The 12949-nt window shown below is 61.3% G+C and carries 10 protein-coding genes, 1 pseudogene and 1 riboswitch; of the genes and pseudogenes, 7 read left to right on the top strand and 4 right to left on the bottom strand.

All coding sequences use genetic code 11. The annotated features are described in order from the left end of the window. The first annotated feature begins 2 nt into the window (after positions 1–2). Together flgL and PG898_RS08725 are read left to right on the top strand one after the other, a co-directional pair. The gene (gene flgL / locus PG898_RS08730) at positions 3–1211 is read left to right on the top strand and encodes a flagellar hook-associated protein FlgL (RefSeq protein WP_005329788.1); all 1209 of its coding nucleotides are present in this window, start codon (positions 3–5) and stop codon (positions 1209–1211) included. A gap of 177 nt (positions 1212–1388) precedes the next feature. Beyond that, a riboswitch (M-box (ykoK) riboswitch) is annotated at positions 1389–1558 on the top strand. Positions 1559–1681: 123 nt separating this feature from the next. Continuing rightward, positions 1682–2998, top strand: coding sequence for a magnesium transporter (locus PG898_RS08725; RefSeq protein WP_113070035.1), 1317 nt, complete (start codon positions 1682–1684; stop codon positions 2996–2998). Here PG898_RS08725 and tnpA read toward each other — a convergent pair. After that, entirely contained in the window at positions 2918–3322 is a 405-nt protein-coding gene (tnpA, locus tag PG898_RS08720; protein ID WP_021141233.1) for an IS200/IS605-like element ISAs26 family transposase, read from the bottom strand. The two genes, PG898_RS08725 and tnpA, sit on opposite strands and share 81 nt — an antisense overlap. A gap of 57 nt (positions 3323–3379) precedes the next feature. Between tnpA and PG898_RS08715 the strand changes: the two genes are divergently transcribed. After that, positions 3380–4606, top strand: coding sequence for an RNA-guided endonuclease InsQ/TnpB family protein (locus PG898_RS08715; protein ID WP_021141234.1), 1227 nt, complete (start codon positions 3380–3382; stop codon positions 4604–4606). Positions 4607–4658: 52 nt separating this feature from the next. Continuing rightward, positions 4659–4823, top strand: a pseudogene (locus PG898_RS08710) (magnesium transporter); the annotation flags it as partial. A gap of 58 nt (positions 4824–4881) precedes the next feature. Here PG898_RS08710 and ppx read toward each other — a convergent pair. From ppx to PG898_RS08695, 3 genes are all read right to left on the bottom strand, one after another. Then, on the bottom strand, positions 4882–6372 hold the full coding sequence (gene ppx, locus PG898_RS08705) for an exopolyphosphatase (RefSeq protein WP_043128825.1): 1491 nt from the start codon (positions 6370–6372) through the stop codon (positions 4882–4884). Next, entirely contained in the window at positions 6362–8431 is a 2070-nt protein-coding gene (ppk1, locus tag PG898_RS08700; RefSeq protein WP_010675282.1) for a polyphosphate kinase 1, read from the bottom strand. The genes ppx and ppk1 overlap by 11 nt, the downstream gene beginning before the upstream one ends. 76 nt (positions 8432–8507) lie before the next feature. Then, positions 8508–9020: a glycine cleavage system protein R gene (locus PG898_RS08695; RefSeq protein ID WP_010675281.1), complete on the bottom strand. Its 513-nt coding sequence runs from the start codon at positions 9018–9020 to the stop codon at positions 8508–8510. 258 nt (positions 9021–9278) lie between these two features. Here PG898_RS08695 and PG898_RS08690 point away from each other — a divergent pair, with 258 nt between their 5' ends. From PG898_RS08690 to PG898_RS08680, 3 genes are all read left to right on the top strand, one after another. Beyond that, positions 9279–10118 carry a DUF2726 domain-containing protein gene (locus PG898_RS08690; RefSeq protein ID WP_043128823.1) on the top strand — a complete coding sequence of 280 codons (840 nt, stop codon included), beginning with the start codon at positions 9279–9281 and terminating at the stop codon, positions 10116–10118. Between the two features lie 239 nt (positions 10119–10357). Further along, the gene (locus PG898_RS08685) at positions 10358–11776 is read left to right on the top strand and encodes a sigma-54 dependent transcriptional regulator (protein ID WP_041213159.1); all 1419 of its coding nucleotides are present in this window, start codon (positions 10358–10360) and stop codon (positions 11774–11776) included. A gap of 105 nt (positions 11777–11881) precedes the next feature. After that, positions 11882–12916, top strand: a complete 1035-nt coding sequence (locus PG898_RS08680; protein WP_010675278.1) for a sensor histidine kinase — start codon at positions 11882–11884, stop codon at positions 12914–12916. Positions 12917–12949: the final 33 nt, after the last annotated feature.

Below are 12949 nucleotides of genomic sequence, written 5' to 3'. Positions count from 1 at the left end.
TCATGCGCATCACCACCAACATGATCTATGACCGCAACCTTGCCTCCATGAGCAAGGTGAGCGAGCGCCAGAACACCGCCTACAACCAGTTGATGACGGGGGATAAATTCTCCCGCTCCGGGGAGGACCCGGCCGGCATGAGCCAGAAGATGGCGCTGACCAAGGAGATCGATCTCTTCAAGCAGTACGGCGTCAACGGCAGCCTGCTGGAGAACAGCCTGGGCCACGAGGAGACGGTGCTGACCTCCCTCAACAGCGCCATGCTCAGTGCCCAGACCCTGATCCAGAAGGCGAACAACTCCGCCATGGGCTCCGAGGAGCGCAGCGCCATCGCGAGCGAGCTGGAGGGGCTGCAAAAGCAGATGTTCGACCTGATGAACAGCAAGAACTCCCAGGGGGAGTACATCTTCGGCGGCAATCAGAGCAAGACCCAGCCCTTCGTCAAGGATGCCAGTGGCAACTATGTGTTCCAGGGGGACACGGGGCAGCGCAACATCCAGGTCTCACCCACGGTGCAGATCCCGGCCAACGACTCCGGTTTCGATCTGTTCGAGATAGTGGCGACCCGGCGCACTGCCAGCGCCGCTAGTGGCAACATCCAGGTGTCGGTGGCGGATCAGGGGAACTTCGAGAGCTTCTATCGCAACAACTATGACTCTTCCCTGCCGAGCAACCAATATGCGGTCAGCACCCTGGCCGGGCCGCCGGACACCTACGAGATCCGTGACAGCGGTGGCACCCTGCTGCAAAGCGGCGACTATGTGGCGGGCAACAAGATCCCCTTCAACGGCCTGGCGCTCACCCTCGACCTCCCTGCGGGGTCGGCGACCCAGAACTTCGTGCTGGATACCCCGAAAAACGACAACATCCTCAATGGCATGTCCGATTTCATCTCCGCCATGCGTGATCCGACCCTGTCCGAGAGCGATTTCCAGCTGGCGGTCTCCGATGCCACCACCCACATGAGCAACGCCAGAACCAAGATAGACCGGGGACTGGGGGAGCTGGGGGGAAGGATGAACAGCCTGGAGCAGGTGATGAGTTCCAACGATGGACTCAGCACCCTGAACCAGCAGGCGCGGGCCAAGGTGTCCGAGGCGGACATGTACGAGGTGATCGCGGCCCTCTCCAAGGAGGATGCAGCCATGAGCGCCTCCCAGCTAGCCTTCAGCAAGATAAGCAAGCTGACCCTATTCGACTATATCCGCTGACGTTCGTCCGTTGACCGCAGGCTCCCCCGTGCCACGCACGGGGGAGCCTCGTTTCATGAAGGGCCCGCCGTCCGGCCAATTTGTAACAACCCGTTGCCAGGGGCCCGTTTGCCTTGACTCGACCTGCGCCTGGGCAGATGATGCCGCCCGCACGGTAGCGCCGTGCAATCAATGTTCGCAGCATCTCGTTAGGCGAGGCTCCTGCATAAACACAGGCCACTGATCTCACGACGTCCAGAGACGCCCAAGATCAGGACAGTTTTCATCGGATTAAGGTGTCAACCCAAGTGGCTTCCGGCATGCCGGATACGTTATGCAGTGCTAAAGCTGGTACGTGGGGATGAAAACACGCCGGACGGCGTCATTTCCTGCCTGTTACTCGTCAATCAAATTGCTGTTTTCTTGCCGTTGCATCCGGCCAGGTGCCGGAGGCGTTCAGGTTCGCCTGAAATCACATGAGGACATCTGTGATGAAGAAAACACACACCCTGCTCAATCGTCATCAACTGCTCGACCCGGTTGCCCTGCGCAACTGGCTGGCGCACAACCTGGATCCGGTGGCCCGTGCCGATCAGCTTCTGACCCTGCGCCCGGAAGAGCTCAACTGCATCTTCGATACCCTCTCCATGCCGGAAGGGGCGTCCTTGCTCGCCTCCCTCCCGGCGGAGTGTGCCGGCCATCTGCTGCTCAGGCTGCATGGCAGCATCGTGGGGATACTGCAGGGCACCCTGGCCCGTCGGGACCTGCTGGCCATCCTGCGCAGGCTCGACGAGCACGATCGCAAGACCCTGCTCGCCCGGCTACCAGACCCCACCCGCAAAGCCTTCCAGTCCCTGCTGGCCTGGCCGAACGAGTCGGTGGGGGCCAACATGCGCCACGAATACCTGGCAGTGGAGGCCGATGCGACGGTGGAAAGCGCCAAGCAGCTGATCCACGGGGCCTGGGATCAGGCCAGGCTGTTCGGTCATCTCTATGTGGTTGACGGCGAGCAGCGCCTGCTTGGCAGCGTCTCCCTCAAGTCGCTGCTGATCGCCGATCCTCTGCTGCCGGTAGGGGAGCTGATGGAGGGGGAGGCAGTGCGCATCAACGCCCGTGCGGATCAGGAGCTGGCGGCCCGCCTGCTCATTGACCGCGACCTCTCGCTCCTGCCGGTGGAAGATCAGGGTCGTCTGGTGGGGGTCTTCCACGTGGACGATGCCGCCGACATTCTGGAGCTGGAGTCCACCGAGGATGCGGAGCTGCAAGGGGGCTCCTCACCGCTGGATACCCCCTATCTGCAGGCCACCCCCTGGCAGTTGTGGCGCAAGCGGGTGGGCTGGCTGCTGATCCTGTTCGTGGCGGAAGCCTACACAGGCACCGTGCTGCGGGCCTTTGAAGAGCAGCTGGAGGCAGCCATCGCCCTGGCCTTCTTCATCCCGCTCCTCATCGGTACCGGTGGCAACAGCGGTACCCAGATCACCACCACCATAGTGCGTGCCATGGCGGTGGGGGAGGTGAGCCTGAAAAACCTCGGCACCGTGCTGAAAAAGGAGATCTCCACCGGTCTGCTCATCTCGGCCGCCATCGCGCTGGCGGCCTGGGTGCGGGCCTGGAGCCTGGGGGTGGGGCCCGAGATCGGCATGGTGGTGACCCTGACCATCGTCGCCATCTTAAATGCGAAAGGGGACTCCCTCCGACGTAGGTGGGAGGGGAATTTCGCCGGGGCGTCAGCCCCGCTGGTTTTGAATGTATTGCTTGATCACCTCCAACGGTGCTCCGCCGCAAGAGCCCGCAAAGTAAGAGCGTGACCAGAGTACGGGTTTGCTGTAAGCACCTCTCAAGTCCAGAAATTCATTACGCAGTCGCCTTGATGTGACCGCCTTTAACGAGTTCACCAGTACCGACAGCTGCACCGTTGGCGCGTACTCTATCAGCATGTGAACATGATCAGCCTCTCCGTCACACTCTTTCAGTTCCGCACCAAAATCTCTGCAAACCTCTGCCGCACACTGACCGAAGGAAGCGTGATGAAGATCCCCCAATATCGGCTTTCGATACTTGGTGATAAACACCAAATGTACGTGCAAAGCGTAGGCCGCATGGCGTGATTTATTAATTTTAGTGAATTGCATTCTGTCACTCAATCGGGCTTAATAGATATGGCAATAATGCTACACACTGAGCGCTAAATGCAAATTCTGAAAGCCTACAAATTCCGACTCGAACCGACCGAACAACAAGCGCAACGCCTGCGCCAGTTGGGCGGTTGTGCTCGTTATGTCTGGAATCACGGGCTGGCAGAAACCAAACGCATTCTGGATGCTGGCGAAAAACTGCCTTCTGCCTTTGAGCTGAACAGGATGCTCACCAGTTGGAAGAAAGACCCAGAAATGGCCTTTCTGGCCGAGGCATATACCGACAACCTCCAGCAGAAGCTCAAGGATTTGCATGGCGCGTGGATGCGCTGCTTTGATAAGAAACTCGCCGCCAAGGCACCCGTATTCAAGAAAAAAAGCGACAACCGCGACGCGATCCGGTTCGTCAACTTCGACAAGTATTGCCGCCTTGAAAAGGGTCGAGTGAAGCTGCCTGCCGGGCTGGCGTGGGTCAAGTTCCGTCAGTCCCAGCCAGTTGAAGGGAAAATTAAAAACGCGACCGTCAGCCAAGCAGCCGGGCACTGGTATATCTCCTTTCAGGTCGAGCAGGAGACGCTTGAGCCAATTCACCCCTCCGGCTCAATGGTCGGGCTAGATGCGGGGATCGCCAAGCTCGCAACCCTGTCAGACGGCACGGTGTTTGAGCCCGTCAACAGCTTCAAAACCAATCAGACCAAGCTGGCAAGGCTCCAACGCCAGTTGAGCAAAAAGGTAAAGTTCAGCAGCAACTGGAAGAAACAAAAAGCCAAGATCCAGCGGCTGCACTCACATATCGCCAATACCCGCCGCGATTACCTTCACAAGGTCACAACGACTATCAGCAAAAACCACGCGATGATCGTCATTGAGGATTTGAAGGTTGCCAGCATGTCAAAATCAGCAGCGGGCACGACCAGCCAGCCGGGGCGCAACGTCCGGGCAAAATCAGGGCTGAATCGTTCGATATTAGATCAGGGCTGGTTTGAGCTGCGCCGCCAGCTCGAATATAAGCAGGCATGGCGAGGCGGTCAGGTGTTGGCGATAAACCCGGCCTACACGAGCCAGCAGTGCGCCTGTTGTGGGCATACTGCGAAGGATAACCGCCAGACGCAAAGCCAGTTTAAATGCGCTGCGTGTGGTTATGAGGCGAACGCCGATGTGAACGGCGCTCGCAATATTTTAGCGGCGGGACACGCCGTTTTAGCCTGTGGAGGCGTGGTGCAATCAGGCCGCCCGATGAAGCAGGAACCCGGTACTGCGCGAGCAGCTATCACCCAGTAATGGGAATCCCCCTCCTGTGACGCGAAGCGCTAAGGTGGGGGAGGATGTCAACGTGCTCTGGAGCGCCACTGTCGCCTCGGTGATCCCCATGGTGCTGCGTCGCTTTCGCATCGACCCGGCGGTGGTCTCCGCCCCCTTCATCGCTACCCTGGTGGACGGTACCGGCCTCATCATCTACTTCGAGATAGCCAAGCTGATCCTGCCGGATCTGCAGTAGGAAAGCACAAGAGACAAAAAAGGCAGCCATCGGCTGCCTTTTTGCACAGAGGGGCGGATCACCCGAGCTGGAACAGCAGGGGCCAGCCCTGCTCGTGGCAGTAGCGGTGCTCCTTTTCCAGGTTCTGCATCAGCAACTTGTTCTCGTCGCACCAGTCCAGGGGCAGGGTGACCACCAGCTGATCCCCGGCGGCCTGCACGTTCCACTCGGGCAGCAGGTTGTCCTGACGCCTGTGGTGGGCCGCCACCGCGAGGCGCAGGATGCGGATGCAGCGCAGCACCGTCTGCTCGTCGTGGTTGGGCAGGGCCGGCAGCTCGGAGAGCTTGAGCCCCTTGCGGTGAAAGCGCACCAGGGCCGCCAGCAGGGCCTGATCGTCCTGGTTGAAGCCGGGCAGATCGGTGTTTTGCAAGATATAGGCGGAGTGTTTGTGGATGCCGCTGTAGTTGATGGCAAGGCCGATCTCGTGCAGCCGCGCCGCCCAGCCGAGGATGGCGCGATAGGGCTCTTCCGGCATCTCCCAGGGGCCGCACAGGGCGTCGAACAGGGAGAGGACGCTGCTCTCTACCCGGGTGGCCTGGCGCTTGTCGATGCGATAGTGAGTGCTGAGTGCAAGCGCGGTACGTTCGCGAATGTCGTGATGCTGCAGGCGCTCCTCGAACTCGTAGAGCAACCCTTCGCGCAGGGCGCCGTCGGAGTACTCCATCCGCTCGATGGGCAGGGAGGTGAATAGCCCGAGCAGGATGGCCACCGCGGCGGCAAAGACCCCCTGACGCTCCTCGGTGAGGCCCGCCAGTTTGAGCTGATCGACCCGCTTGTGCTTGAGCATCTCTTCTTTCAGCCGCTCCAGTCCCGCCAGGGTGATGGCACCATCGGTCCACTCTTCCCCCTGCAACACGTCGCGCACGGTGCGGATGGAGCCCGAGCTGCCGAGGCAGCTCTGCCAGCCCAGCTTGCGGTACTGGTTGATGATGGGGGCGAGCTGATGCTGGGCTTCCAACACGGCGGCGTTGAAGGCCTTCTCGCCGAGCTTGCCGTTGCCAAAGAAGCTCTGGGTGAAGCTAACGCAGCCCATCTTGCGGCTGGTGAGCGCCTTGTGCTCAAACCCTTCGCCGATGATGAGCTCGGTGCTGCCGCCGCCGATGTCCACCACCAGCACCTGGCCCTCGATGTGCTGGGTATGGGCGACCCCCTGATAGATGAGGCGGGCCTCTTCCTGGCCGCTGATGATCTCGATGGGGTGGTTGAGCACCTTGGCTGCCTCGCGCACGAAGTCGCGGGCGTTGCTGGCGCGGCGCAATGTGTAGGTGCCGGCGATGCGGATCTGATCCGGCTTGATGTTGGTGAGCCGCTCGGCGAACAGGGCGAGGCAGTCCAGCCCGCGCGCCATGGCCTCCGGGGACATGCGGCGCTGACCGTCCATCCCTTCGGCGAGGCGCACTCGCTCCTTGATGCGATCGATGATCTGCATCCGCCCCTCGGTGAGGCGGGCGATGACCATGTGGAAGCTGTTCGAGCCCAGGTCGACAGCGGCGTACAGACTATTGTCCATGGTTTGACTCTATGCGTTTGAGGTAGTCGTAAATCGCCACCTGGGAACGGACCTTGCGGCGGTTGCCCCGCTTCACGTATTCGTTCTTCTGGTCGGCATCGATCACCCGCGCCTTGCAGGTATCACTCAGTTGTAGCTCGAGAATGTCGAGGATGCGCTGCTTGAGCCGCTCGTCATAGATGGGGGTGCCCACCTCGATGCGACCGTCGATGTTGCGGCTCATCCAGTCGGCACTGGAGATATAGAGCTGGGGATTGCCCTTGTTGTGGAACACCATCACCCGCGGATGTTCGAGGAAACGGTCGATGATGCTGATGACCCGGATGTTGTCGCTCAGACCCGGCACCCCCGGGCGCAGGGCGCACATGCCCCGGATGATCATCTGGATGGGCACCCCGGCCTGGCCGGCGGCATAGAGCCGGTTGATGAGGTCTCTGTCCACCAGGTTGTTGATCTTGAGGGTGATGCCGCTGGGTTGCCCCGCCTTGGCGTTGGCCAGCTCGTTGTCGATGAGGCGATAGAGCTGGCGGCGGCTGTTGATGGGGGAGACCAGCAGGTGGTTGAACTTGTAGCGCCGGTACGGGTACTCGATGTACTCGAACACGCTCTCCACCTCGGCGGTGATGTCCGGATGGCGGGTCAGCAGGGAGAAGTCGGTGTAGATCTTGGCGGTCTTCTCGTTGAAGTTGCCGGTCCCGATATGGGCGTAGCGCACCGCCTCGCCGTTCTCGTGGCGGGTGATGAGGCAGAGCTTGGAGTGGATCTTGAGGCTGGGCACCCCGAACACCACCTTGACGCCTGCGTCGGTCAGGATGTTGGCCCAGTCGATGTTGGCCGCCTCGTCGAAGCGTGCGCGCAGCTCCACCACCACGGTCACCTTCTTGCCGTTGTTGGCGGCGTCGATGAGGGAGTGGATGATCCGCGACTTCTTGGCCACCCGGTAGATGTTGATGCGAATGGCGCTGACCGCCGGGTCGAAGGCCGCCTGGCGCACCAGCTCGGTGAAGTGGTGGAACTTGTGGTACGGGTAGTAGAGCAGGATGTCCTGCTTGGCGATGGCGTCGAAGGCGTTGACGAAGCCGTCAAAGTCGCGGCAGTCCAGTGCCGGCAGCTTGGGGTTTTCCAGATAATCCCGGCCCACATTGGGGAAGCCGATGAAATCCTTGAAGTTGTGATAGCGCCCACCGGGCATGATGGCGTCGTAGGAGCTGATCTGCAGCTTGAGCTTCAAGAAGCTTATCATGGCCGCCGGCATCTCCCGCTCGTAGACGAAGCGCACCGGCATGGCAGTGAGGCGCTGTTTCAAGCCGTCACTCATCTTGTCCACCAGGCTGAGGTCCAGCTGGTCGGAGAGGTCATATTCGGCATCCCGGGTCAGCTTGACCGCGTAGGCGGCAATCTCGTCGTAGTCGAAGAAGCCCTTGAAGATCTCGTCCAGACAGAAGCGGATAACGTTGTCCAGGATGATGATCTGCTTCTTGCGACGGGTGCCCTCCGGCGGTAGCTGGAAGAAGCGGGGCAGATCGTCGGTGGGCACTTCCACCAGGGCGTACTGGATCACCTGGCCGTTCTTCTTCATTTCGATGGCGAGATAGGTGTGCTCGTCTTTCAGGAACTTGACCGGGTTGACCTCCTTGTTGAGGAGGATGGGGATGATGTGGCGCAGCACCTTTTCCCGGAAGAAGATCCGCAGCCACTGCTGGATGGACTCGGAGAGCTGGCTTTCGTTCACCAGGAAGATGTTGTGGCGGGCCAGCGCGATCAGCAGCTCCTTGTAGGTGTTGTCGAACGCCTCGCCGAGCGCCATCACCTTCTGCTGGATGGCGCGCAGCAGCACCTTGGCCTCGTCGTCGCCGCCGTGGACTTCGTTGATGAGGATGCGGCGCTTGACGTCCGACACCCGTACCTTGAAGAACTCGTCCTGATTGGAGGAGAAAATTCCGAGGAAACGGACCCGCTCGATGAGGGGGACCGTCTTGTCCATCGCCTCTTGCAACACCCGTTCATTGAATGAGAGCCAGCTAAGCTCTTTCTCTTCATACTGCTTGTCGGTGCTCATCTGGTGCCTCTTTGCTCTGGTTGCGTCTGCGCGGAAGTTATGGCGTCAAACCATGACAAATTTATGACAGGCGACACTATTCGCTCAGATCCTGATCGATGTCGACGACGAGGTCGTCGGAGAGGGACTCCAGGGCCGTGACGAGATCGTCCAGTTCGAGCTGCGGCGGCAGGGCCACCAGGGCGTGGGCATAGAAGAGAGGGGCGCCTGAGTGGGGCGCAGGTTCGCAACCTGTGGTGAGGTCGGCGACGTTGATGTTGAGCTGGCGCAGGATGCTGGCCACTTCGTGGACGATGCCCGGTCTGTCGTTGCCGGTGACGCTGAGCATCACCTGATGGGCCGGTTGCGGGCTCAGCTGCCCTTCGGCGAAGCTCACGGTGAGGCCAGGCAGCATCACCAGGGCCTCGCACAGGCTGCGGTAATGCTCGTCAGGCACGGCGACGTGCAAAATGCCGGCAAATTGCCCCGCCAGCTCGCTCATGGAGCTGGCCAGCCAGTTACCCTGCTGCCGGGTGATGGTATCGGCCAGGCTCTCGACGATCCCGGGTTTGTCTGCGCCGATCACGGTGACGACCAATTGCTTTTGCATCCTGCTCTCCTTGAATGGGGCTGCGTGGGGTCCGTTGACGCCTGGCGGCGACGGGGTGCGCGCCAGAACGTCCATGGGCTCTAGCATTGTGCCTGCTGTGACAGGCCATATGAAGCCCGCCTTGCGCAAATTCAGTGAAAAAACGCGAATGCCGGGACGGGCTTGATTTCTGCGCTGCCTGAGTCGCTTTCCCCGTGGTAGAGTGTGCCCCTTCCTTTGGTGTGAACTGAATTTGTCTTGTAAACGGGATGTGCGTGTATGAATAGCCTTGTCGTATCAGGAGCCGTGTTGCTGGGGTTGCTCCTGCTGGTGATCGTCTGGCGCAGGGAGAAAGAGGGCAAGGCCGAGCCCTATGATCTGCAGGAAACCTTGATGAGCCCAGCCGAGCGCACCTTCTTCGGGGTGCTGGATCAGGCGGTGGGGGACAAGGCCCGTGTCTTTGCCAAGGTACGAGCCTCCTATGTATTGACGCCCGAGGCGCACCTTGGCAAGGGCAAGCGCCAGCAGGCGCTCGGCAAGATAGGGGAGAAGCACTTCGATTTTCTGCTCTGCCACCCGGCGGATCTCTCTTTCCTGTGTGCCGTGGAGCTGGATGACGAGGGGCACCGCCACCAGAAGCGCAAGTCGCGGGATCTCTTCCTGAAGGCGGCCTGCGATGGCGCCGGCCTGCCGCTGTTGCAGATCCCGGCCAGCAGCCACTACCAGGTCGACGAGTTGCGGGAGCAACTGCTGCCCCTGCTGGCGAGAACGACGGCGCCGGTGGATGACCTGCTGCCCGGCGAGCGCCGCGAACCGACCTTCAGCCCGCTGCTGCTCGATGGTGTCGATCTGGGCACGTCACACCCGGGGGCTGCCAGGGAGCCCCAGGTGCCGCCCCCCCGGGCCGAAGAGGCAATGCCCGCGTTGATGGAGGAGAATCCCTTCCTCGATCCGGATGAGGAGGAGCCCCGGGAGACGATCCCTCATTGCCCCCGCTGTGCCGCGCCTCTGGTGGCACGGGAAGCACGAAAGGGTCCCCATGCCGGTCGCCTGTTCCTCGCCTGCAGCCGGTTTCCCGAGTGCCGCTATGCCGCTCCCCAGGAGAGCGTGAAACACTGATCCCTCCTCTGACGCCGCGCCATGTCGGCGTCATTTTTTCCCCTTCGCTGGTTTTCATCCGATACTCAATCTGGCTGGAAGCGTGATCCCCGTCCCGCCAGGGTCCGGGAGGATGCGACAAGTTTTGACAATCCGCCAGAATTTTGGCACTTTGTCCCCCTTATGACACAGTGCGAAATTGGTTTTAATAAGCACTTAAAAAACAATAATTTGGCGTCAGGTGTGAAAATATGGATAGGATGGCTATGGGTGTGCTGCTTGTTGATGCCGATGATGTGCGGCGCCAGCAACTGGGGACTGTGCTCTCCTTCATGGGGATCCCCTGGCAGGAGGTGGTTGAGAGCGATCTCGATGTGGCCATCGAGACTGCCGGGCCCTTGCAGGGGATTCTGGCCGGGGAACTGCGCGAGCGCGCCCTGAGTGAGCTGCTTGCCGCCCATCCTCGTCTGCCCTTCCTCTCCCTGATGCCGGCGAGCCATGGTTGCAGCAACTTCATCGGGGTGGCCGAGGCGCCCTTTACCTATGAGTCCCTCACCCGTCATCTGCACTTCTGCCAGGCCTTCATCTCCCTGCATCCCCGTCATCAGACCCACGACAAGGGTCAGACCCTGCTGCGCCTGCTGGTGGGCAAGGGGAGGGGCATCCAGGAGGTGCGCCGTCTTATCGGCCAGGTGGCCGAGACCGACGCCAACGTACTGATCCTCGGTGAGTCCGGAACCGGCAAGGAGGTGGTGGCTCGCGCCATCCACGAGCTGTCCGCCCGAAGCGCGGGCCCCTTCGTGCCCATCAACTGCGGCGCCATTCCGGCGGAGCTGCTCGAGAGCGAGCTGTTCGGTCACGAGAAGGGGGCCTTCACCGGTGCCATTGCCGCCCGGCGCGGCCGCTTCGAACTGGCCCAGGGGGGCACCCTCTTCCTCGACGAAATCGGCGATATGCCGCTGCCGATGCAGGTCAAGTTGCTGCGGGTGCTGCAGGAGCGCCAGTTCGACCGGGTCGGAGGCGGCAAGGCCGTCCAGGCAGATGTGCGGGTGATCGCGGCGACCCACCGGGATCTGGAAGCCATGATCCGCACCCAGGCATTTCGCGAAGATCTCTACTACCGCCTCAATGTGTTCCCCATCGAGACACCCCCCCTGCGGGATCGGGCCGACGACATTCCGCTGCTGCTGCAGGAGCTGCTCAATCGCCATGCCGAACAGCACAAGGGGATCATCCGTCTGACCCAGCGCGCCATGGAGTCCCTGATGCAGTACGCCTGGCCCGGCAACGTGCGCGAGCTGTCCAACCTCATCGAGCGCCTGCTCATCCTCTATCCGAACCAGATCGTCGATGTGGCGGATCTGCCCGGCCGCTATCGCCTGCTGCCCTGCGAGCCACGAGATGAACGGCTCACCGAGATGGACGAGCGGGACGCCCTGGCTGCCGTGTTCCAGTCCCCACCAGAGCTGGATCCCGGCATAGCCATGCCCCTGCCCATGCAGTTGCCCCAGGAAGGGGTCAACCTCAAGGAGATGCTTGCCGACCTCGAGGTGGAGCTGATCCGCCAGGCCCTGGAGTCCCAGGACGGGGTGGTGGCCCGCGCCGCCGACCTGCTCAGCATGCGCCGCACCACCCTGGTGGAGAAGATGAAGAAGTACGGCATGAGCAAGGACAATTGAGGTCAATGCTTTGACGCATTGACCCAATACATTGATAAATAACGTCTATTTTGATGGCATGGAAATTGAATAAGCTGACTCAATCGCCAGTTTGAGGTCAGCTTTATGACAATCTTGCAGCAGGATGCCCCCCTCCAGTCACATGAAGTGAGTCAGCTTTACGCCATTTTCACGGCGCTGCCGACCGGCGTGCTGCTGCTCGATGGCGAGGGGCTGATCACCCGTGCAAACCCTGCCGCCCTGGCGCTGCTGGGAGAGCCACTGGAAGGCCTCTCCTGGCGCCAGATCATTGCCCGCTGCTTCGAACCCCGTGAGGATGACGGTCACGAGATCTCCTTGCGAGACGGTCGCCGGGTTCAGCTGTCGACCCAGCCGCTGCCGGATCAGCCCGGCCAACTGGTGTTCATTACCGACTTGACCGAGACCCGCCAGTTGCAGGACAGGGTCAACCACATGAAGCGTCTCTCCGCCCTTGGCAACATGGCGGCTTCCCTGGCGCACCAGATCCGCACCCCGCTCTCCGCCGCCATGCTCTATGCGGCCAACCTGGCCAACCGCACCCTCAAGCCTGAATCCCGCAGCCAGTTCCAGCAAAAATTGATGGCGCGCCTGCAGGATCTCGAGAAGCAGATCAACGACATCCTGCTGTTTGCCCGCAATGGCGACAACCAGGTGGTGGCGCCCCTCTCGGTGCAGGGCTTGCTGGCGGAAGTGCAGGCGGGGGCCGAAGCCTTCTGCCAGCAGCAGGGCTGCGCCTTGCATCTGGAGGCCCCTGAGCCCGATCTCTGTCTGCTTGCCAACAGCAGTGCCCTGGCGGGGGCCATCAACAACCTCATAGCCAACGCCCGGCAGGCCGGCGCCGATTCGCTCCTGGTGAGCGCTGTGCGCAGCGGCAACCGGGTGGAGATGCGGGTCATCGACAACGGCAAGGGGATGGCCCCCTCCCTGCTCAACCAGATCTTCGAACCCTTCTTTACCACCCGATCCCAAGGCACGGGCCTCGGTCTTGCGGTGGTGCAGTCGGTGGTACGAGCCCATCAGGGAGAGGTAAGCGTGGCCTCGGTCCCTGGCGAGGGCACCTGTTTTACCCTGTCCTTCCCCCTGCATCAGCAACAGGTTCAGTTGGGGGGCGTGGCATGAGGCGCGCAAAAGCCGGAGCGCCGGTGAAGATGA

The sequence above is a fragment of the Aeromonas sp. QDB31 genome, assembly GCF_027707605.1.
Classification (GTDB): domain Bacteria; phylum Pseudomonadota; class Gammaproteobacteria; order Enterobacterales; family Aeromonadaceae; genus Aeromonas; species Aeromonas media.
The sequence above is the reverse complement of the archived record's forward strand: the minus strand, read 5'-3'. Positions and strand labels throughout refer to the sequence as shown.